Source organism: Lysinibacillus sp. fkY74-1 (assembly GCF_053165895.1).
This window is the reverse complement of sequence record NZ_CP170173.1, coordinates 4,273,652-4,295,217: the sequence shown is the minus strand read 5'-3', so window position 1 is coordinate 4,295,217 and position 21,566 is coordinate 4,273,652. Positions and strand designations below refer to the sequence as shown.

The window sequence follows — 21,566 nt, the reverse complement described above, 5'->3', positions numbered from 1 at the left end:
TTTTTAAACAAAATTTAAACTTAGCCCTTACCTGTTTTTAAACTTCTATTCTTATGATAGTTAAAGAGGTGAGGAGATTGGAATATATCGTACAAACACAAAACTTATCAAAAAACTTTGGAAAAGAACAAGCTGTATCAAATATAAATTTGCAAATACGCAAAGGTGAAATTTATGGGTTTTTAGGGCCTAATGGAGCGGGGAAAACAACAACGATTCGTATGCTTCTTGGTCTAATGAAGCCATCCTCAGGAACAATAAAAATTTTTCAAAAGGACATAGTGAAGGATCGTATTCAAATATTAGCGAATGTAGGTTCATTAGTTGAAAATCCATCTTACTACCCACATTTGACGGCCTATGAGAACTTGGAGGCACTACGAAAAATACTAGGTGTTCCAAAAACCAGAATCGATGAAGTTCTGCAAACTGTTCGTTTGAAGGAAGCTGCAAATAAGAAAGTAAAGGGCTTTTCACTAGGAATGAAACAACGCCTTGGTATTGCTGCTGCTTTACTGCACAACCCGGAGCTACTCATTTTAGACGAACCAACGAATGGTCTCGACCCTTCAGGTATTATTGAAATTCGCAATTTAATTAAAAGACTACCAAAGGAATACGGGATGACCATTATTATTTCCAGTCATTTATTATCAGAAATCGATCAAATGGCTACACAGGTAGGTATTGTTTCTAAGGGGACATTGATTTTTCAAGATTCCATTGAGGGAATGCGTAAATTTGCACAACCAAAGGTTACTTTTAAAGTGAGCAATGGTGAAAAAGGATGGCGTTCCCTTTTAGCAAATGGCATTAAGGCAAACTATCAGGATGACGTCATTTTCTTAGAGGAATGTTCTGACGAGAAAGTAGCACATATTGTTCAGGTCCTGGTTCAGGAAGGGATTTCAGTATTTCGAGTAGAGGAAGAAAAACGCTCATTGGAGGATATATTCCTGCAAATGACGGCGGGAGAGCTAAAGTTATGATGAGTAAACTATTAATTGCTGAATTTTTAAAGATCAAACGGAAAGGTATATGGTTTTTAACGCTTTTAGGTCCCGTTGGCGTAGTTGCTCTGCAAATGGTCAATTACGGTGTGAGGAAAGACTATCTTTTACAGCAGAGCGAGAATGATTGGGGTTATTTTTTACTGAACATTCATTCCTTTACACCGTTGGCAGTTGTATTAGGTATTGCTATCCTAACGTCATTCATGGCGAGTATAGAAAACGAGACAAATGCGTGGAAACAGCTCATCGCTTTACCTGTTTCAAAGCTATCCGTGTATTTATCTAAATTTACAGTATTAACGATTCTGTTATTTTTGTCTTCAACACTATTAATGATTTTTACACTGAGTTACGGACTAATTTTAAGCTTAGGTGAAACGGTCCCTTACTTAGAGCTCGCCAAGTATAGTTACTTCCCAGCTCTTGCAGCATTACCAATACTAGCTCTTCAGCTGTGGATTGCTAGTGTTTGTCATAACCAAGGTATCTCGATTACTGTAGGAATTTTCGGAGTGATTTTTTCCTATTCTTCCTATGTTTTACCGGATTGGATGATATGGAAGTGGCCATCATTGATGAATCAATGGGATGAGCCGATCATCAATGTCATGTTAGGAGTGGGGATTGGTATCTTACTCTATATTGCTGGCATGATTGATTTTGCAAGAAGGGACGTGAAATAATGACGGCTATACTGCGAGCTGAATGGTTTAAATTACGAAAATCAAAAATGGTACCAATTATCTTAGCAGGACCCATTATTGGGCTATTTATCGGATTATCAGCCAATTTAGAGGATAATATGTCAGGGGTATCAATCAATGAATGGTATATTGCGTTGTTCTCCATGAATTTAACATATGCTTTATTATTCTTACCACTTATTACGGGGGTTTTGGCTAGCCTCATTTGTAGGTACGAACATCATTCTGGTGGCTGGAAGCAGCTATTAGCATTGCCTGTAACGAGGGGGAAAGTATTTGTAGCTAAATATGTGTTAATCGTACTGCTTGTTATGGCGATGCAGCTACTGTATCTATGTTCAGTTTTTGCTGTAGGGATGATAAAGGGGTATACGGATCCTTTTCCAATGGAGATTGTATGGAAAAGCATTGTGGGAGGATGGGTAGCGACATTGCCTTTAGTAGCCCTTCAATTATGGATGTCGATAATGTTTAAAAGTTTTGCTGCTCCTTTTGCAGTCAATGTGGTATTTACCTTACCCTCTATTTTTGCTATTAATTCTGAACGTATTGGACCTTACTATCCATGGGCACAGCCCTTTTCGATGATGTATATTGGTGGAAGTACAGACGATGTATTTTTTGTGCCATGGGAGCAATTGTTAACAGTTGTCGGTGGTGGCTTCATCCTATTTTTTCTTGGTGGGTATTTCTACTTCCAACGAAAAGCCATTTAACCTAAAGGGGAGAATTGACATGAAAATGAAACGAAGTTTGAGAATATTAACTACATGTATACTACTAGCAGTTTTAGCTGGCTGTGGACAGGGGGCGGCTGTCAAAGATGCCTCTCAATATAGTAGTGAAATAAAAGATATTACTATACCTGATGATGTAAAAGTTATTGGCTTTGGAGAGGCAACACACGGAAATGTGGAATTCCAAGCCTTAAAAAAGGATCTATTTGAAGCAATGATGAAGAATGAAAATGTTCGTGTCTTTGTTTTAGAGGGGGATTTTGGAGGAGCCCAACAAATAAATCAATTTATTGTCAATAGTGTTGGCACGGCGCAAGATGCTATTAAAGCACTGGATTACGGCATTTATCAAACTGAACAAATGGTGGACTTTGTGCAATGGATGCATGACTATAACCTAACAGTCAAGGAAGAAGATAAAATTTATTTTTATGGTAATGATATGCAGCGCTATGATGATAGCAAAAAGGGCTTACTTGATTATTATGGGGATGTCGATGCTGAAACAGCTAAGCAATATACGGCTCAGCTTGAACATGTGTCCAACAAAACAATGAGAGATTTATCGAATAGCCAGTTAGTAGAGCTAGATAAAACAATTGATGCCATCATCAAAGATTTACAATCAAACAAGGAAGCCTATGAGAAAAAGTCATCAAAGGATGCCTTCTCTTTTGCGGCGCAATATGCACAAATTTTAAAGCAACGTACGCAATTGTTTTTAAACGATGGTAATTACATGAATTTACGTGATGAATACTTAGCTCAAAATTTACAATGGATTGTTGATTTCGAGACGACGAAGGGCCATGATAAAGTATTGATGTCTGGTCATAATGGCCATATAGATAAAACGTCTGCTACAATGGCAGGTTATAAGTCGATGGGACAATATTTAAATGAGTACTATAAAGATCAGTACTTTGCCATTGGTACGGATTTTGTGACAAATACATTCCAAGCACCGAATGGGTCTGGTGAACGTAAGGAGTATACGATAGAACATCATAACGCTCTAGTGGATGCCTTTAGTGATATCCATGACAACATCTTTTATGTGGATTTTGAAAATGCTAGTCAATCAGAAGAGCTATCAAATATCCTTACAAAGGAGCAAAGAATGGGCAATATAGGCGATGATTTTCGTCCTTGGTATAAGCTTACAAAAATGCTCTATACCATTAAAATGACACCAGCAGACGCATATGATGGTCTAATAATTGTGCAGGAAGCGACACCAACCAAAGTAACCGATTAGTTAAATATAGCAATCTCCATCAAAAAATCTTTGTTCTTCTCCATTATGATAAAAGTGAGGTGAGAAATATGGAGTATAGTCAGGCAACACAAAGGATTATTACTTATATCGAGGAGCAATTGATGGAAGAAATAGAACTTGAGTTTATGCCGAGTATTACGGGCTATTCGAAGTTCCATCTAAGTCGAATCTTTAAACAAGAAACAGGGCTTACGATTGGTGAATATATTCGGATGCGGCGATTAGCTGTGGCTGCCAGTTGTTTAATATACTCCAATGCATCAATCATAACGATTGCCTTTAAATTTCAGTTTCAATCTCAAGAGGCTTTTACAAGAGCTTTTAAAGAAGTGTATGCTTTACCACCAGGAAAGTACCGAAAATTGATGCAATCATTAGCTATGATGGAGGAGGAAAAGTTGATGGAATTAAATGAACAGGTTAAGGGATGGATGCTGAGCGGCGCAAATCCAGAATTATATCAATTTCATACGGATGATAAGGTATTTCATTCAGGAAAGCGCAGTGGTGTATTATTTTCCACCAATGCATCAGCAAATAATGGGCAATTTGCTACGATGATGCAAGGATTTCAGGCAGCTGACTATAAAGGCAAGAGGCTGAAAATGTCATGTTACTTAAAAACGGCTGAAGCTACAAAATGTGGGGCGTGGATGCGTATAGATAATGGTACGGGTGATACGATTCAATTTGATAATATGGATCAGCGCTCTGTGACAGGAACTACTGAATGGAATCATTATTCTATTGTTCTAGATGTACCCGAGGAAGGTGATTCCATTTATTTTGGTGTGTTGTTAATCGGCTCAGGAAAAGTGTGGGCAGATGGTTTCCGCTTTGAAGAAGTCAACAATTGGGTACCCACAACCAATATGCTTTCGCAGGAACGTTTACCGAAACAACCAGCTAATTTAGACTTTAGCATGGAGTGAATTGGATACGCTACACTCACGTGTGAACCGAGAATGGACTTTGTTGAACAACGTATTGTTTATCTCTAATTTGTTAAAGCTAACAAAGAGGAGGTGTGAAACGATGGCACAAGAAATTCTTTGTGAAGTCAATAACTGCACATTTTGGGATTCTGGAAACAAATGCACAGCAGAAAAAATTTATGTTGTCAGCCAGAAGGGACAACATGCTTCCAACAGTGAGGAAACTGACTGTAAAACTTTTGAACCTGAAACGCATTAATGCAAAAAAGGGTAGCCACTTATATGGTTACCCTTTTTCCCTGTCTTTATTAATAAGCATCGACCTTTTCTTTATTAAATAAAAGTTCATGTGCATTGTTTACTTTTTCCTCTACGTAATCCAAGGAGTACTTACCCACCGAATCTGTTAAATCACCAATTGCCCGCGACAAGTTATCAATGATCGAGATTAATTTATGCATTTCCGTGTGGTCTTTTTCTTGGTGCATCTCATCCATAATTTCATATGCAAGACGCTGAATTTTCCTTAGTCGCAATTTCTCAGAGTGCATTGAATCCTCCTTATTGAACCAATTTATGATGTCTAAATATATGAAAAATAAGTAGGTTTCATGAATGACTTTTTTTAAAAGTAATTGTTAGGATCATTAAGGGACAATGAAATTTCCTTTATACCAACATCAATTTTTGACTCTTCCACATTGGAAACATTTAATTTCAACATTCGCTCATGAAAAAATCCCTCTAAATAATTACGGTTAATCGAATCTAAAAGTATATTGCTTTGTTTCAAGTGCTGGATAAGCTTATCGATATTGACCTGTCTTGGTAGAATAATATGGCTATGCATACAGATTTCCTTAGAAGCTTTAAATTTTGCTAAATGGGCTGTTATAGATTGTTGAAGTCTGTTAGCACGTATGGCATAAGACTCGCTGACCTTCTTTTGATAACGTTCAAACATACCACTTTTTAAGTAAAGCTCTAAGGCTGCCTGGGAGATCATTGAGCTATCAATATCAGTTGTATTTTTAAATTGCCTAAATGTTTGAATGAAGACCTCTGGTAAAACGGCTAGCCCTATACGTAAACCCGGAAACATGATTTTAGAGAAACTTTTTAAATAAATGACATGTTGCTGTGTATCATCTGTATAAATAGGATCTATTTTCGAATTTTGCTCGAAATCCGCTAAATAATCATCCTCAACAATGTATACATGATATTGATAAGCAAGTTGACGAATCATATCTTTCTCCTGTTTGCTATAAGAAGTCCCTAGAGGGTTGTGCAAGCGAGGCATAGTGTAAAAAAACTTAATGTCATAACTATTAAAAATGCGCTCTAACTCATATAAATTAATGCCATCTGTTGTTCTTTTTATGCCGATGGCAGGAATTCCATAGGTTTTCAAATAATCCATATACAAATGATAATTAGGTTGCTCCACTAAAATTGTTGAGCGACCATTTGGAAATGGCATAATACTCAGCAAAGACAGGGATTGTTGTACGCCCGAAGTGATAAAAATGTTTTCTTCTTTAGTGAACACTTGATAGTTTGTTAATAGTTTTTTTGCCTCTTTTATTAAGGAGGGTAAGCCTTGTGATGTCCCATATCTAAATAGGTCTGCTTGGTATGTATCGATTGCCTTGTTGAGGCAATGTTGAAAGTCTTGGTACGGAAAAGCATGCCAGCTAGGTGAGGAGGTAGCAAAATCTATATGGTCTTGAACCTGTGGCTGAAGGGGTAATTGATGGTCAACAACATAGTGGCCGCTTTTCGGTAATGCATAGATAAGATGCTGATCCTCAAGTTTTTTTAAAGAAGTTAAAATAGTACTTTTACTGCAGGAATATTGTAGTGATAACTGGCGTATTGAAGGGAGCTTTGCCCCTGATTGAAGAGTACCTGTTTGTATTTGAGTCAAAAGCTGTGAATAAATCCATTCATATTTAAGCATATATAACCTCCAGCACACCTGTATCGGTACAGATGCGTTTTTTTCATATCGTCAATGTGTGTTCTTTTTTATACGATAACATTACCGGCCAGAAATGATGGAGAAGGAGCGTTATCGTATGTTAGAAAAAAGAAAAGCCTATATAGCAGCAATTTCGTATGCATTTGTTATTGGACTTTCATTCCTATGTGTGAAACTTACTTTGTCGGTGGCGAGCCCTATTGATACATTAGCTCACCGCTTTACAGTTGCTTTCATCGGCATTGTTATTTTACTAGTATTTACGAAAAATAAGCTAACAATAAAAAAACAGGATTTATTAAAAATTTTACCTTTAGCCCTATTGTATCCTATAGTTTTTTTCACGTTTCAAGTGCTTGGGCTTGCTAGAATTTCATCCTCAGAAGCTGGAATTATTCAAGCAACAATCCCTATTTTTACATTAGCACTAGCAAGTTTATTGTTAAAGGAAAAAGCTACATGGGGACAGTATGTTGCTATCTCGATTTCTGTACTTGGTGTGATTTATATGCTAATGATGAATGGGGCAAATGCTACTACTGGAAATATTTTTGGCAGCGGATTTATTTTGCTTTCAGCTTTTGCAGCATCAATTTATAACGTCTTTGCAAGAAGGCTTACAAAGCAATATTCTTTACTGACATTAACCTATGTCATGACGTTATGTGGATTTGTTATTTTTAATGGGATAGCTATAGGAGATCATGTGATGAAGGGCACCATCCATGATTTTTATAAGCCATTTCTACATGTTGACTTTATCATTGCCATTTTATATTTAGGCCTATTATCCTCGCTAGGCACGTCTTATTTATCAAATTATGCTCTATCTATATTAGAGGCCTCTAAAATGAGTGTTTTTAGTAATTTGGCTACGCTTATTACTATATTTGCGGGTGTTTTATTTTTACATGAAACCTTCCAGAAGTACCATTTAATCGGGGGAGTCATGATTGTTATGGGGGTTATAGGAACAAATTATTTCGGCATGAAGAGGGTAGCGAAAAATGAGCAAATATAGCCTCTTATTATTAATAAGCTGTATATGGGGGTCTCAATTTTTCTTTGTAGCGCTAGTGACAAATGATGTTGGTGCAATAACCTTATCGTTGTTGAAAGCGCTAATAGGTGCCATTTGTTTAAGCGTCATTAGCATATTTTTGAAAAAGGACAGCAATCATGTGAATAATAAATACTATTGGGCAATCGCCATTTTTGAAGTAGTAATTCCATTTGTCCTGATTGCACAAGGTCAAAAATATGTTAGCAGTAGTAATGCATCTATTGTAATAGCTATGGTTCCCATAATCACGTTAATTTTTGTCGTTTTTTTCTTTAAGAAAAAGGTTAGTAAGTTCCAACTCATTAGCATTTTATTAGGTCTCGTGGGAATCAGTATTCTTTCATGGCCAACACAAGAGATGGACGGTTCAAGTACAGTATTTGGCAATGCATTACTGCTCTTGGCCGCAATGAGCTTTGCACGATCATTAATATTAATGGAAAAGCTGGGGGCTGGCTCACCTATCGTACATATGCGAAATGTTTTAGGAATAGCCACGGTCATTTTATTACCAATGGCGATGATCTTTGAACAGCCATTCCAACTAAATATGAGTGGCATACAGATTGTTGCCGTAACCATTTTGGGGATTTTCCATTCGGGGATTGTTTACATGCTTTATAATTTATTGATAAAAAAAGAGGGTGCCTTATTTGCATCTCTTAGTAATTATGTAGTTCCTGTAGTAGGTGTACTATTGGGTTATTTTATACTAAAAGAGACATTGGAAATCAGACAATTCGTAGGCATATGTATTATCCTTTGTGCCCTGTTATTATCTAAAGAGCGGGTTGTTCATAAAAAGACAAATGATGAAAATTAATGATTTGGGATTATTTAATGACGTACAATTCTAATAAAACTACTTTTTCAAGACGGGAGGCATTTATGAGTAATATCTATGTCATTAGACATTGTCTTGCACAAGGGCAATCACCTGACGCCCCTTTAACACAGACAGGCATAAGGCAAGCAGAAAGCTTAGCTGATTTTTTCAAAGATACTACCATTCATCGAATTTTCTCAAGCCCCTTTTACGCGCAGTCCAATCCATTGAAGCTATCAGTAAAGAAAAAGGTATTCAAATTGAAATAGATCATCGATTGTCTGAACGACTTTTAAGTACAAAAGATTTGCCAGATTGGTACGAAAAATTACAGGCAACATTTATGGATATGGACTTATCATTTGATGGGGGAGAATCCAGCAAAGAAGCAATGGACCGCATTGTGAATGTTGTAGAGGAGGCTATTGCTCGAAATGTTGAAAATACCTTACTAGTGAGTCATGGAAACATTATAATAAAGATATTGATTTTCAATGTTGGAAAGATTTAAGTAATCCAGATGTTTTTGTATTACAGGTAAAGCACAATAACATCGTAATAGAACGGGTATGGAATCCACAGTAGGAAAGCCTTCTGCCGTTGCTTCGCTGAAGGCTCAAATCGTTCAATATTGAAAGTTCACACGGACAGAGGCATTTATGTCGATTTGCCCTTGTTCAATAGGTGTCATATCGGAGGAAATTGCCATTGAGCGATATAGAATAGGCGTATTAACTTGTTCTTCCACAATTTCAGTGGGGAGTAGCTGCAAAGGTAAATGCATCGTTTCAGCAATGGTTTTCGCCTTTGCCTGAGCATTATGCAGCGCTAAACTCAATGCTTGCTGATAATAGGCATCTACATGGTCAACTTTGAATTGAATGTTTGTGATACGATTTGCCCCATTATCTACTGCTGTATCAATGATTAAGCCAATACGTTCAGGATTTGATACATGGACGGTAATGGCATTAGTTACTTCATAACCATTAAAGATTTGTTGGCCGTCTTCAAAATGATAAAGTGGGGTAATTGTATAGGCAGCTGTTTGAATTTGTTCGCTTGGAATGCCAAGGGCTGTAGTGGATTGAATAACTCGATTCATAGTTGCCGCATTCTCCTGCTGTGGCTCTTGTACATTTTGGCCTCGCGTTTGAACTTCTATTTGAAGTTGAATGGAGCTTGGCTTAGCCTTTACCTGCCCATCGCCCCTTACAGTTATAACACGTGGGGGAATGGATGCCTGATGATGGAGCTGAGCATAGTACATACAATACCACCTTTCATAAGATTTTTTATTCATCATAGTATGCAAAAAATGATTTTATTTGTTTAATCTCTTTAAATATTTATCATGGAGCTTTGTCAATAAAAGCAAGGTAATAATAGAACCTAGCAACGCTAAAGACATGTCCCATTGAGCGTCCCAACGATCTCCCTGCATCCCTAAAAAGTCTTTGGCCCCTTTACTGCCCTTGGAGATTCGGGTGCTTAACCATTCAATGATTTCATAAAATGCAGCAATCGCAAGTAAAATACTAATGGAAATGAACGATAGCCAAGCGCCTTTTGTAAGAGGCGTTTTTCGAATTAAAATTTCCCTTATAACAATCGCCAGCAAGCCTTTTAAAAAATGTCCGAAGCGATCGTAATTATTACGGTGCAAATTAAATTCTTCTTTTATCCAATTAAATAGTGGCACCTCCGAATACGTATAATGCCCACCAATAAATGTTAGAATCGATAATAAGGCAATGATTGAGTAAGAAATGGTTGTGAATCGAAATTTAGGATAGATACAAACTACAATAATAATCGCAACTATTCCTGGGCTAACTTCAGCCAGCCAATCTAAGTAGGAAGATGGTTTAATAACAGACCAGATCAAAACAATTAAAGTGATGGCAAGAAAAGTTACATGTATTTTAAAATGCTTATTACTATTCATGACAACACGCTCCTTTGTCCCACAGTATGGGGAAGTAGGAGTTTGCTTATTCAACCGATGCTGCGTTAAAAAAAGGAAAAGCGTCTAGTTATTCGTTCTAAAACTGACGCTTTTGTACACATTAAATCATTTTTAAAAGTGCTTCGACACCACTCATACCTTCTGTAATGCCAAGTTGCTCGGCTTCATAAGTCACGGATTCTAACGGGGCTGTTAATAACTCATCAATCGTTTTTACACCAACTGCCCGACCAGCAATGATTTTTCGATCCACTAAGCGACTATTTAAAAGACCTACATCTAATGCGCCGCACATAATGTAGCCTGTATTATTGGAAATGGTTAATAGTGTTGTTTTAGGTAATTGAACAACTACTGCAGTAAAGAAATGCCCCTTAATCATGATAGGTTCAATTGTCACCATTGAAATCACTCCTTTTCTCTATATACATATGGCGATAACTAGCAAGGTGTTCGACATTTCTAATAAAAAATCTTTTAATAGTAAAGAAAAGAAGTCCAATATCAAAATAAAAGGAATCTACTCTTGGCGAATAGATTCCTTTTAGCATTTACTTGGTATAAGACAATAAAGCTGTTTGTTTAAATGTATTTAATGCAATGGTTGCTTCACTTTTAGAAGTATATTCAAACATACGATACGTGTTTTCTTCAAATACGGTAATGATCCACATTTATATTATCCCCTTTTGTGTTGCATAACATTTATTGAATTTAATTAATTGTTATATATCAGTGATGATTTTATTTTACATGAATAAAGAAAAAAATAAAGGAATATTAATGATGTTTCACATTTCGTTCAAATTTATAAAATTTTTTTAAAATAATTAAAACAGGAAAACAGACAATCCTTCACAAGTATAATTCACTGTAAATCGCAAATAGTAAGTTGACGGAGTTCTGTGAATATGGACTTGGGAGGTGATGCTATGACACGTAAATATGTAAGGGTTTTAACGGTTTTCGTTTTAATCATCTCGGGATTTTTTGTAGGATACAAAGCCCAGGCTAATAAAGGACGTCCGTATTATGAGGAAACAGGAAAAGTTGTGTGGGATATTAACACAGAGGATAAAATAGTGGCACTTACCTTTGATGATGGACCACATCCCAAATACACAGCGGCGGTGCTTGATTTATTAGCCAAATATGATGCCAAAGCTACCTTTTTTATTATTGGAAAAAATGCTGACAAATATCCAGAGCTTGTTTTACGTACTTATACAGAAGGGCATGAATTAGCGAATCATACGTATACACATCCGTTTAAAGTTTCCATCAATAAATTGCAAGAAGAGCTTCGACAGACGAATAACACGATATATGGTATTACTGGATTTTCCCCAGTTTTATTCCGTCCTGTTGGTGGAAATTACACAGATGCTATGATAAATGCCGCTGTTAAGGATGGCTACAAGGTCGTGATGTGGTCTTGGCATCAGGATACTCAAGATTGGAAAGAGCCCGGTGTAAAGAAAATTGTACAAAAGGTTATGAAAGGCACAAAGCCTGGCGATGTCATATTATTTCATGATGGTGGCGGTAACCGTACACAAACCATTAAAGCATTAGAGGAGATAATACCGGCATTAAAGAAGCAGGGCTACACATTTGTTACAATATCCGAGTTGATTGAAAGTAAACAGCAGCAAGAACAAGTTCAATAATGAAAAATGAGCCATCTCAACAATGTTTGAAATGGCTCGTTTTTCACATATATAAAATCGCTTAGGCTAGAAGAAAATAATTGGAGCTAGTGCAATACCTAGAACAGTCCCTAGTGCAATACCAACGCCAAAGCCGCCTCCACTAAATCCCCAAAAGCCTAAACCATAACCACCATATCTTCTATCAGGTAGAATCCATACCTGTCTTCTGTCGACCCTCGTGATTTCCCCAACATGTACTCTACCAGATGTATCCGAAATTCTAACTCGTTTACCGTGATATTTACAACAAAGATTGTAAGCATCAGTTGGATTCACAATAATCCCTCCTTTCTACTTCATTACAAGTTAATATATGCTAATTAATGCATTTATCTTTAGCCGATTGTCTATCCATCACATATACTATCAAGAGGTGATGACATGGCAGTTATGCCTACAGATAAGTGGCTTGAGGAGTATGAATTTTCCAGAAAATCTAAGAGCAGTGATGAGCTATATAGCTTACAATGCTCGGTGCTATGTGATCGTTTGATCAAACTATTTCAAGAGGGATATACAGAGGAAATACACTTTGAATTACAGCAGCAAGGTCTTTTCCTACCAGAGGAAGAGATTAATTTAAAGAGACTAAAACAGATGAATGTGTGGGGCTGCGTGGAGCAGGAGTTTATGTATCTACAGCAGAAGTGGAATGGTCCAGCTATACCTATTTATATCTTTCCAATTACAAGGCAGCAGAATATCACTAATAAAAATGGTGTGGCTTATCCTCATTCGCTTTTTTTATTTGTGGGAGAAGTAGAAAAACAGGAGCTTCAAGCATTACTCGCCCATGAATACAACCATGTTTGCCGTTTACATTATCTTAAAAAATCCTTAGATGAAATGACTTTATTGGATTCTCTTATATTAGAGGGTTTAGCAGAATGTGCTGTGAAAGATCTTTACGGAGATAGATGGCTAGCACCATGGTTAACTAACTATACATTTGAGAAGCTTATCAAACTATGGAAATCTCAGTTTTTGCCAAACCTACAACTGCAGGGATTGGAAAAGCATCGACCATTCTTATACGGTGGGGAGCTTCCGCTGTGGATAGGCTATTGTATAGGCTATCAAATTGTTCGGTCATATATGAAGAATCTTTCATCACAGCTTCCTTTATTAATAACAAGCCAAGATATACTTGCTGGCTCAGAGTTTCCGCTACAATAGAGTAAAGGAGTGATTGCTGTGTCTAGTGAAATAAAAAATGTATTATTACCAATTGTAGATTCATCCACAAAGGTGCTAATTGTTGGATCCATGCCAGGAAAACAGTCATTAGTAAAACAGCAGTATTATGGTAATCCACGCAATCACTTTTGGCCTATCATTGGCCAGCTATTACAGGTCGAGGTTCCTGAAGATTATTGTGAGAGAATAGCTTTATTAAAAAAGCGTGAAATCGGTCTTTGGGACACAATTGAAGCCTGTGAGAGAGAAGGGAGCTTGGATGCAGCGATTCGTAATGAAAAGCCAAATGATTTTCAAACCCTTTTTGAAACCTACCCGAACATCAAGTTAGTACTCTTTAATGGGGCGAAGGCAATCGATGTTTTTAAAAAGCATATTGGATTAGAGCTTTTAGCAGGACGAGCCTATAAAAAAATGCCATCAACGAGTCCGATACCCGGGAAAAATATTAAATCCTTTGACGAAAAAGTTGAGGAATGGCGAATTATATTGTCATATTTATCACAATAGTTTGCGGGTCATTCAAGCATTGCTTTGTACATAAAAATTTACATAGTTAAGGGTGATGATATGGCGAGAAAGAATGATAAAAAATCGTTAAAGAACTCGTTTTCGCTTCCTGCATAAAAAGATGTATGAAGAATGTTCATAAGAAAAGTCACGAAAACGTTGATATCTCAACATTCGTGGCTTTTTGATGTGTTTTCAAACTTTTATTTGGGAACGTTTTTTTGTTTGAAATTTATATTATATTTACTAAAAAAGCGATAGTCTATCAGCCTTCTATAGTTGGCTAGAAGAAAGGGAATAAAAAAAAGAGTAAGAGTAGCAACTTCTAATCCATTTTAATTTTCTTATACTTTGTGAAATACATTATAGAAAAAAATATAATCCAAAAAATAATTATTAAATACACAAGAGCAGTGAGAGGTTCGGTAAACGGATTAACATTATTTTGATAATCTTTAATAATTAGAATAGCTAACACCAAAATTGAACTCCAAAACATAATCATCAAATATAATTTCATAAGATTCTAGACTCCTTTCTATTAACATTTTTTTATTTATAATGTAAATTATGGATATATCGTTAAAAGGGATGGAGGAAAAGTATACGACTGTTAAAACTAGTAACAATTTAAAATTTTTAACTTCTTTCGTTACCATCTTTTTATTAAGTGTAATTTATTTTTCGGAAAATTCCAACGTTGAAGAAAATATTACTCATACAGTAATTGAAGTGCATAAACGTGAAGAAAGTAAGAGCATGGAGCGTTAGAAAGAGATGTATATTTTTAAAACAGAGTTTTTTTCGGAGCAAATAATAAATATATATTTATTATTAAAATGATTAATTACTTTATTTATATTTTGGATAGGCTATAAACCTTAGAGCTGCAAATGTTTCAGGTTTTAAATGTGTATTTAAAATCGTTCCTAAAGACGCAACTTATCCGTTAGTTTGTTGTTGAAAATAAAAAGACATATCAAAAAATACTTTTCCTATGCGATAAAGTTGGAAATCATAAATATACTTTATTAGAAATGCCAAAGGTTATAGGATGAGGAAAATTGGCCTGTTATTATCTTCGCTTAGGTGGGCAATGGCTCAACGGTTAAATGCCCTATTACATATATTGAATTATGTAAAAGGAGGGCTTGTGTGTACAATAATCCATTTAGAGAAGATAATTTTAGAAGACCTGGCTGGGGTGGCAATGATAATTTTGAAACACCGCCATTTGGTCCACCTAATTTTGGTCCGGCTCCAGCTGGACAAATGCCAATGAGTGCACCACCAGGCTTTTCACCGCCAGTGCCCGCACGGCGAGAAGGATCAAGTGGTATTCACTCCTGCTTATTTAGAAACACCTTTATTTGGTTGAATACAGGTAGGAGCTTTTGGTTTTTCCCCACAGTTATAGGAAGAGATTTCATTGCGGGTTTTCGTTGGAGTAATCGGTATGGCTGGTATTTCCGTACCATAACAAGAAATCAAATTCGTTCATTTGAATGTTTTAGATAAAGCTCACACAAAGAAAGTTTCATTTTCAAAAAAATGGTGTTACAATGACGGTAATAAAAGATGAAGGGACGATGGGTGGCTAATGAATAACTAATCTTATTTTTTAAAGATGAAATTAAAATTTCACCAGCAATAAAAATAGGATTAGTCTGCCCATTTTCCATAAATAACACTTGTATTGGTCTTAATCTGCCAATATAAAGCGATTCCGCAAGCTTATTTTACTATGTCTAAAATAAGTAATGGAGTAACAAATATAGCTGTTGCAACAGTTTATTTGTGTATATGTAGCGATGACTAATCCTTCCAAAATACTTGGAGGGATTTTTTTGATTCCTCCTACTGGAGAGGATGAATGTTATGAAGGAGCTTTTAAAATTACAGGATATTAGTTATGAAATAAAGGATACATTCCTATTTGAACATGTGACTGCTACCGTAAAGCAAGGTGAGGTAATCGGCATTATTGGTAGAAATGGTGCTGGAAAATCCACATTGCTTCAATTGATTCGAGGTATGTTAGTGCCCACAACAGGAGAAATCAAGGGGCTACAAACTGTAAAAACGGCATTTGTAGAGCAGGAATTAGCTCATTTTAATAGGATGGAAATAACAACTAAAGAGGCAGATTTGCTATCTAAATGGAAAGTGCCGAATGTGCCATTTGCAGCATTAAGTGGTGGGGAAAAACTCAAAATGCGCCTGACGGAAGGTTTCTCGCAGGGAGTTCAACTTCTAATGCTGGATGAACCAACCAATCATTTAGATGAACAGAGCACCAATTTTTTGATTAAACAAGTACAAAACTATAGGGGAACGGTTATTGTTGTCTCGCATGATCGATACTTTTTAGATAGCGTAGCGACCAAAATTTGGTCGATTGAGGACAATAGACTTATAGAACATAACGGCAATTATTCAAACTATATGGCTGAAAGAGAGCATCGAAGATTAACACAACAACGTGCATACGACAAGCAGCAAAAAAATATTGAGCGCATTGAGGCACAAATGCAGGAATTGACAGCATGGTCTCAAAAGGGCCATGCTCAGTCTACAAAGCTAGAAGGTTTTAAGGAATACCATCGTGTGAAAGCAAAGCGTCTTGATTCCCAGGTGAAATCCAAGAAAAAGCGATTAGAAGCAGAGCTTGAGAAGGCAAGGGTGGAAGCTGTAAAGCCTGAGGCAGAAATACGCTTTTCTTTAGGCACCCATCAACGTGTCGGTAAACGCTTTTTAGAGACCAAAAATGTATTCTTACACTTCAATGACAGAGTGTTGTTTAAGGATGTGAACGTCACTGCGCAGTTTGGAGATAAAATTGCCATCACAGGAATAAATGGTAGTGGAAAAACAAGTTTTTTAAAAGTCATCTTAGGTCAATTAAAGGCAGAGGGCAGAGTATGGCTATCTCCGGCTGCTAACATTGGTTATTTATCACAAGAAGTCTTTGATCTACCTCTTGAACAGACACCGGAGCAGTATTTTTATCAAGAAACGTTTGAAGAGCGAGGGAAAGTCCGCAATCTCATGAAAAATCTAGGATTTACTTCTACTCACTGGACATCTGTTATAGGGGAGATGAGCATGGGTGAGCGGGTAAAATGTAAACTGATGGCTTATATATTAGCAGACAAGAACGTTCTTATTTTAGATGAGCCAACGAATCATCTTGACCTGCCTTCCCGTGAGCAATTAGAGCAAACGCTTGCCCAATATAATGGGACATTACTTGTTGTCTCACACGATCGCTACTTTCTAGAAAAGGTAACGAATAGTGTATGGGAGATTCATGCTCAACAGATAGAGAAAAAATGGAGAAAAGAGGTTAAGCAAGACGAGGGTGTAGTGACACTTCGCTTAAAGCTAGAAACCGAGCGGCAGGAAATATTAGGTAAACTTAGCTTTCTCACAGCTAAAGATAAGGACTATGTAATGCTTGATGAAAAATTTAATGAACTGACGAAGCGAATTAACGACCTAAAATAGGTAACGTTTAAGATGGTTTTCACTAGGGAAAAATACCGAGAGAGGGAAATTAATAGATGGAGGTACACGCAATGAAAAGAATGCTAGTTCTCCTTTTTTTGAGTATTTGCTTTATAGGTGCTTGTGCTAATCGGGAAGAAAATCAACAAGCACATGAAAGTGAGACCCAAATACCTGTCGAACAAGCTAATCAACATGATAATGGAACAGCTATGGAACAAACAGAGGTCCTGCAACAAATCAAGGATCAAATACAAGCTGATTTCACCATAAAAATGCCAACAACTTTACCTATTACACAGGATTCTTTTTTATCAGCTACTACAAGGACAGAAGGGAATCAGGTGGAAATTGTCTTTTATGAAAGTAAAGAGAGTATGCCGATTAATGATATTCGATTAAAGAAATCAGCAAACGTTATAGCACGATTGCTCGTTAAGCAATACAATAATGCAGAAGGGGCAAGCACCCAAATAGCGTTTGATAATTTTAATCAAAATGGTGGACAAAAAGTGGATCTTGGTGACAATATTAAAGGTTATCAAGACGCGGGGGCAGGCTCCTTATGGACTGGATGGAATGAAGGACGCTGGGCAATTGCCACACATACCCGAACAGAAAATCCTGAGGCTGGTGTCAAGCTTGCAAAGCAAGTAGTAGAATATTTAAAAAGTCATATGCTCCCTATTCCAAAGCAATATGGCATGGCTCAATTGGACGTTTATCAAACAGGCAATTTAATCGTTTGGCAGGATGAAAAGCTTGTGTATACACTCGATTCCATAAAAGACCCTCTAAAGGCCATAGAAATAGCTACAGCGTTTGACCAATAATTAAAACCCTAGAGTCTTGTGGCTCTAGGATTTTTTTAGTTGTTTTACTTTATAGAATCAATAAGGCCACTGTAGTCGTGGAATCGCTGTTGCCAACTCTCCATTGGGAAATTTAGTTGTTCCTTTCTATCTAGCAAATCAGCCAGCAAGTTTAGACATATATGCCACCCCGCTAAATCCTTTGGCGTATGCTCTGTCAATTCTTGAAGTGTCTCTACTAATAGGAGGAATGTGCCCTCGTCATTAGAAGAAAGTTCGAATCGTACCGTATCCGTACCCCAATCAAATTCGAGAGTTTCATTTTCTGCATAATCGGTAATGGCTATTGTTTCATAGGCATCTATTCCATCGTTCATATTAAAATGCATCTTCCCATTCTTACGAAGATCAATGATTTCTAAATTGCTCATCCACTTTTGCAGCTTGTCATTTTCAGTGATTGCTGCCCAAACAACATCTATTGAATGAGGGAGCTGGCGTTTGAATGTTGCAACATGATGATTGGATTGTTCTTCAATAGTAGCTAGCATAGTATCCTCCGTCTTTTATGTGATTTTGTCCTTATTATAGGTGTTCTTTATGAACTGTTCAAAGGAGAACATCCCATAAATATATTATTTATAAGAAGTGAGATTTGGGATACTATTGTTAAAAAGGGGGCGTGAACATGACATATGAACAAGCATTAGAACGTTATATCCAAGCAACAAATACTCATGATTTTAATAAGGTAAAGGTTATTTTGCATCCACAGGCTGTCTATTGGTTTTCGGATAAAACATGTACGACTACAGAAGAAATTGGTGCTTACTTCAATCACGCATGGAATGTAATTCAAGAAGAGGTCTATTCAGCAACTGATATAACTTGGCTAACCGTTGATGAAAAAACAGCCACCTGTATTTATACATATCACTATGAAGGCTATCATAATGGGAAATCTGTATCAGGTAGCGGTAGGGCGACAAATATTTTTACATGGATGAATGGTGAATGGAAGTTAATTCATGAACATTTGAGTGGATATATTAAATAATTTCCCATACCATCTGAATAATCAACATCGAGATAATCACAGTTAGTAGTCGTTTGGCTACTTTTATTGGAATGTGTGGTAGCACTAGGAGGCCTAATTGAGAGCCTATAATGGAGCCTAAGGCCATGGCAATTGCATAATGCCATTGAATAAAGCCTGTTTGATAAAAAACAATAAAAGCTCCAGTACAACTTCCAAAAAGCAGTGCACGCGTGAGTTGTACGGCCTTTATGTAAGTGTGTTGGCAACGCCAATAATATAAAATACTAAAAGTTGAAGAACCAGGACCAAACCCACCATCATACATAGCGATAAAAAATGGCTGCCAAAGGGAGGACGTTGTATGCTCTGTAGGATTCACAGTGTCAGTCCAAGCCTTGTTTTTTAAAGTGACAACTAATGCAAAAATCAGTAGGATACAGGCTGTAACATTCATATTTTGTTCGGATTGTGACACGGCTAGAAGTGCACCACCAGCTCCTCCTATAACAGCAATAGCTATGTATTTTAAAATAACTTTGAAATGTAGCTCCTTATGATACAGTAAATAAAAAATGCTAGATAAAGCCGATATACCGGTCGAAAATTTATTTGTAGCAATACTAGTTTGAATGGGAATACCGACCAGCATCATAGCGGGTAGCGTCATAAGACCTCCACCTCCCACAAGTGTACCGATAAAGGCAGCTATTATACCAATGCATACGAGGGTTAAAGAGATTTTTGTATAATGTGCCATGAAACTAAGGAGTACAAGGAACAATATCCATAAAATTTTTTTCATAGGCTACTCTCCTCACTTGGATAGCTTTAGGGTAAAGGTATTTAATTTATAAATCTAATATATTATTTTTGAGTACATATAAATATTATTTATCTTTTGGAAGACTAAGGGAGATTGCTGCATACAAAGGAAGAAAGAGGCGAAATCCAATGCTGCGAGACAAAAAGTCGATTATTAAACACTATGAACATTCTCTTCATTGGGTAAAGAATTTGAGGAATTTAACTGAGGAGCAATGGCGTATGCCAATTGAATCTGGAAAATGGTCAGTTGCAGAGGTGATAGGGCATCTTACACCCTGGGATAAATTTGTGTTAGAACAACGAATACCATATTTATTTACTAATACATCGTTACCTAAAGGACCAGATGTCACGAATATGAACACGAGGGCAGCTGAGAAAAGTCGTGAACAGCAGTTAGAAAAAACGATTATTGAATTTGTTTTGACAAGACGTCAATTGCTTCAAACCATTCAGCAATTTACAGATGAGCAATGGCAGCAGTCGTTCAATATTGGACAGTCTAACATAACGATGGCTGATTATTTTGGCGGATTAATTGACCATGATTTACATCATTTTTCACAAATTCAGAGTGTTTTACATGTATAGGAGCTAGCACATGGATATCAAGTATTTAATAGATTACTTTGCACAGGCATCTGTAAAGTTTACCGATGTCTTTACCAAAAGAATGGAGCCAGGAGAGGTTGATTTAGGGAGAACTACAGCACCAGAAAAATGTGGAATTATTGTGCCGCTTGCAGGAAGTGCTATCTTTAGCTTGAATGGAACGCCATATGTGATGGAGCCAGGAGTAATAGTGCATGCTGGTCCTCAAATGCCAATTGAAGTGAACGTAACAAGTCAGAAGGTTTGGGAATATGCTGTAGTTCACTATAATCTACCTATGGAGGAGACGGCATTATATCCACTGGTGGAACAACATTTTCTCATTAAAACAGGACATAATACGCAAATTATTACCCAGGTACAGCAGCTAGTAGAAAGCTATTCCTTTCCAGGTAATATGGCCGTATTTAAGTCCAAGACATTATTCATGAACTTGCTGGAACACATTCTTATAGCGGCAAAAGTGAAGGTTCTGGATAATGCCAATGAATTAATGGAGCAGGCTTTACAGTATATACATGAGCACTATGCGGAGCAGATTTCGGTATCAAATATTTCTAGTGAATTTGACATTGAACGGCGTCGTTTTGCCTATTTATTTGAGCAGCATACAGGTATGAATCCAAGCAAATATATAACAGAATACCGTATACGACGTGCGAAAGACTTACTAGAATATGGTGGAATCCCTGTAGCTGAAATTGCAGAATGTGTTGGATATGTAGATTGTTTTTATTTTAGTAGAGTATTTAAAAAGTGTACGGGTTTATCTCCCTCAGCCTATCGCAAGTTAAAAATAGAGGAAGCCAAATATGTATGAATGACTGTTTCTTATAAAAAAG

Annotated in this window: 26 protein-coding genes and 1 pseudogene; 18 read left to right on the top strand and 9 right to left on the bottom strand. The window is 36.8% G+C overall.

Features of this window, described 5'->3' with window-relative positions; all coding sequences use genetic code 11:
- Positions 1–77 precede the first annotated feature (77 nt).
- From ACE1MS_RS21250 to ACE1MS_RS21225, 6 genes are all read left to right on the top strand, one after another.
- On the top strand, positions 78–989 hold the full coding sequence (locus ACE1MS_RS21250) for an ABC transporter ATP-binding protein (protein WP_031416626.1): 912 nt from the start codon (positions 78–80) through the stop codon (positions 987–989).
- Entirely contained in the window at positions 986–1,696 is a 711-nt protein-coding gene (locus ACE1MS_RS21245; RefSeq protein ID WP_031416625.1) for an ABC transporter permease, read from the top strand. The genes ACE1MS_RS21250 and ACE1MS_RS21245 overlap by 4 nt, the downstream gene beginning before the upstream one ends.
- On the top strand, positions 1,696–2,433 hold the full coding sequence (locus ACE1MS_RS21240; RefSeq protein WP_031416624.1) for an ABC transporter permease: 738 nt from the start codon (positions 1,696–1,698) through the stop codon (positions 2,431–2,433). The genes ACE1MS_RS21245 and ACE1MS_RS21240 overlap by 1 nt, the downstream gene beginning before the upstream one ends.
- Before the next feature lie 19 nt (positions 2,434–2,452).
- Positions 2,453–3,712 carry an erythromycin esterase family protein gene (locus tag ACE1MS_RS21235; RefSeq protein ID WP_031416623.1) on the top strand — a complete coding sequence of 420 codons (1,260 nt, stop codon included), beginning with the start codon at positions 2,453–2,455 and terminating at the stop codon, positions 3,710–3,712.
- Positions 3,713–3,780: 68 nt separating this feature from the next.
- Positions 3,781–4,665, top strand: coding sequence for a helix-turn-helix domain-containing protein (locus ACE1MS_RS21230; protein ID WP_012295945.1), 885 nt, complete (start codon positions 3,781–3,783; stop codon positions 4,663–4,665).
- A gap of 103 nt (positions 4,666–4,768) precedes the next feature.
- A complete protein-coding gene (locus ACE1MS_RS21225; RefSeq protein ID WP_004231699.1) occupies positions 4,769–4,927 on the top strand; it encodes a DUF1540 domain-containing protein in 159 nt (52 codons plus the stop codon).
- A gap of 49 nt (positions 4,928–4,976) precedes the next feature.
- Here the strand turns inward: ACE1MS_RS21225 and ACE1MS_RS21220 are convergent, their stop codons facing one another.
- Positions 4,977–5,219, bottom strand: coding sequence for a hypothetical protein (locus ACE1MS_RS21220; protein ID WP_031416620.1), 243 nt, complete (start codon positions 5,217–5,219; stop codon positions 4,977–4,979).
- A 74-nt stretch (positions 5,220–5,293) separates the two neighbouring features.
- The gene (locus ACE1MS_RS21215) at positions 5,294–6,631 is read right to left on the bottom strand and encodes an aminotransferase-like domain-containing protein (RefSeq protein WP_447402603.1); all 1,338 of its coding nucleotides are present in this window, start codon (positions 6,629–6,631) and stop codon (positions 5,294–5,296) included.
- A 118-nt stretch (positions 6,632–6,749) separates the two neighbouring features.
- Here ACE1MS_RS21215 and ACE1MS_RS21210 point away from each other — a divergent pair, with 118 nt between their 5' ends.
- The 3 genes and pseudogenes from ACE1MS_RS21210 (at position 6,750) to ACE1MS_RS21200 (ending at position 9,052) form a co-directional block, all read left to right on the top strand.
- Positions 6,750–7,673, top strand: a complete 924-nt coding sequence (locus tag ACE1MS_RS21210; RefSeq protein ID WP_036162410.1) for a DMT family transporter — start codon at positions 6,750–6,752, stop codon at positions 7,671–7,673.
- Entirely contained in the window at positions 7,660–8,538 is an 879-nt protein-coding gene (locus ACE1MS_RS21205; protein WP_200990718.1) for a DMT family transporter, read from the top strand. The genes ACE1MS_RS21210 and ACE1MS_RS21205 overlap by 14 nt, the downstream gene beginning before the upstream one ends.
- A pseudogene (locus ACE1MS_RS21200) lies at positions 8,538–9,052 on the top strand (histidine phosphatase family protein). Before ACE1MS_RS21205 ends, ACE1MS_RS21200 begins: the two are co-directional and overlap by 1 nt.
- Before the next feature lie 114 nt (positions 9,053–9,166).
- On the opposite strand, the gene ACE1MS_RS21195 reads toward ACE1MS_RS21200, so the two are convergent.
- The 4 genes from ACE1MS_RS21195 to ACE1MS_RS21180 all read right to left on the bottom strand — a co-directional run bounded on the left by ACE1MS_RS21195 (position 9,167) and on the right by ACE1MS_RS21180 (position 11,184).
- Positions 9,167–9,811, bottom strand: a complete 645-nt coding sequence (locus ACE1MS_RS21195; protein WP_012295939.1) for an SIMPL domain-containing protein — start codon at positions 9,809–9,811, stop codon at positions 9,167–9,169.
- A gap of 54 nt (positions 9,812–9,865) precedes the next feature.
- Positions 9,866–10,489: a DUF2238 domain-containing protein gene (locus tag ACE1MS_RS21190; RefSeq protein ID WP_036162408.1), complete on the bottom strand. Its 624-nt coding sequence runs from the start codon at positions 10,487–10,489 to the stop codon at positions 9,866–9,868.
- A gap of 121 nt (positions 10,490–10,610) precedes the next feature.
- Positions 10,611–10,913 (bottom strand): YunC family protein, encoded by a 303-nt coding sequence (locus ACE1MS_RS21185; protein ID WP_008175342.1) that lies wholly within the window; start codon positions 10,911–10,913, stop codon positions 10,611–10,613.
- Positions 10,914–11,061: 148 nt separating this feature from the next.
- Positions 11,062–11,184, bottom strand: coding sequence for a hypothetical protein (locus ACE1MS_RS21180; protein ID WP_012295936.1), 123 nt, complete (start codon positions 11,182–11,184; stop codon positions 11,062–11,064).
- Positions 11,185–11,442: 258 nt separating this feature from the next.
- Here ACE1MS_RS21180 and ACE1MS_RS21175 point away from each other — a divergent pair, with 258 nt between their 5' ends.
- Complete coding sequence (locus ACE1MS_RS21175; protein ID WP_031416614.1) at positions 11,443–12,180, top strand: polysaccharide deacetylase family protein; 738 nt, start codon at positions 11,443–11,445, stop codon at positions 12,178–12,180.
- A gap of 66 nt (positions 12,181–12,246) precedes the next feature.
- Here the strand turns inward: ACE1MS_RS21175 and ACE1MS_RS21170 are convergent, their stop codons facing one another.
- Positions 12,247–12,498 (bottom strand): hypothetical protein, encoded by a 252-nt coding sequence (locus ACE1MS_RS21170; protein ID WP_012295934.1) that lies wholly within the window; start codon positions 12,496–12,498, stop codon positions 12,247–12,249.
- Between the two features lie 105 nt (positions 12,499–12,603).
- On the opposite strand from ACE1MS_RS21170, the gene ACE1MS_RS21165 reads away from it, so the two are divergent.
- The 5 genes from ACE1MS_RS21165 to ACE1MS_RS21145 all read left to right on the top strand — a co-directional run bounded on the left by ACE1MS_RS21165 (position 12,604) and on the right by ACE1MS_RS21145 (position 18,269).
- Positions 12,604–13,398, top strand: a complete 795-nt coding sequence (locus ACE1MS_RS21165) for a DUF2268 domain-containing protein (RefSeq protein WP_012295933.1) — start codon at positions 12,604–12,606, stop codon at positions 13,396–13,398.
- A gap of 18 nt (positions 13,399–13,416) precedes the next feature.
- Positions 13,417–13,929, top strand: coding sequence for a DNA-deoxyinosine glycosylase (locus ACE1MS_RS21160; RefSeq protein WP_281486844.1), 513 nt, complete (start codon positions 13,417–13,419; stop codon positions 13,927–13,929).
- A gap of 1,155 nt (positions 13,930–15,084) precedes the next feature.
- Positions 15,085–15,447: a hypothetical protein gene (locus ACE1MS_RS21155; protein ID WP_036162402.1), complete on the top strand. Its 363-nt coding sequence runs from the start codon at positions 15,085–15,087 to the stop codon at positions 15,445–15,447.
- A gap of 360 nt (positions 15,448–15,807) precedes the next feature.
- Positions 15,808–17,436 (top strand): ribosomal protection-like ABC-F family protein, encoded by a 1,629-nt coding sequence (gene abc-f / locus ACE1MS_RS21150; protein WP_447402602.1) that lies wholly within the window; start codon positions 15,808–15,810, stop codon positions 17,434–17,436.
- A gap of 71 nt (positions 17,437–17,507) precedes the next feature.
- Positions 17,508–18,269: a hypothetical protein gene (locus ACE1MS_RS21145; protein ID WP_036164885.1), complete on the top strand. Its 762-nt coding sequence runs from the start codon at positions 17,508–17,510 to the stop codon at positions 18,267–18,269.
- Positions 18,270–18,313: 44 nt separating this feature from the next.
- On the opposite strand, the gene ACE1MS_RS21140 is transcribed toward ACE1MS_RS21145, so the two are convergent.
- Positions 18,314–18,799 carry an SRPBCC family protein gene (locus tag ACE1MS_RS21140; RefSeq protein ID WP_447402601.1) on the bottom strand — a complete coding sequence of 162 codons (486 nt, stop codon included), beginning with the start codon at positions 18,797–18,799 and terminating at the stop codon, positions 18,314–18,316.
- A 137-nt stretch (positions 18,800–18,936) separates the two neighbouring features.
- Between ACE1MS_RS21140 and ACE1MS_RS21135 the strand changes: the two genes are divergently transcribed.
- Positions 18,937–19,305, top strand: coding sequence for a YybH family protein (locus ACE1MS_RS21135; protein ID WP_012295925.1), 369 nt, complete (start codon positions 18,937–18,939; stop codon positions 19,303–19,305).
- Here ACE1MS_RS21135 and ACE1MS_RS21130 read toward each other — a convergent pair.
- Positions 19,298–20,089: a sulfite exporter TauE/SafE family protein gene (locus ACE1MS_RS21130; RefSeq protein WP_447402600.1), complete on the bottom strand. Its 792-nt coding sequence runs from the start codon at positions 20,087–20,089 to the stop codon at positions 19,298–19,300. The two genes, ACE1MS_RS21135 and ACE1MS_RS21130, sit on opposite strands and share 8 nt — an antisense overlap.
- Positions 20,090–20,238: 149 nt before the next feature.
- Here ACE1MS_RS21130 and ACE1MS_RS21125 point away from each other — a divergent pair, with 149 nt between their 5' ends.
- Positions 20,239–20,703 (top strand): DinB family protein, encoded by a 465-nt coding sequence (locus tag ACE1MS_RS21125; RefSeq protein ID WP_031416603.1) that lies wholly within the window; start codon positions 20,239–20,241, stop codon positions 20,701–20,703.
- 10 nt (positions 20,704–20,713) lie between these two features.
- Positions 20,714–21,544, top strand: coding sequence for a helix-turn-helix domain-containing protein (locus tag ACE1MS_RS21120; RefSeq protein WP_012295922.1), 831 nt, complete (start codon positions 20,714–20,716; stop codon positions 21,542–21,544).
- Positions 21,545–21,566 lie beyond the last annotated feature (22 nt).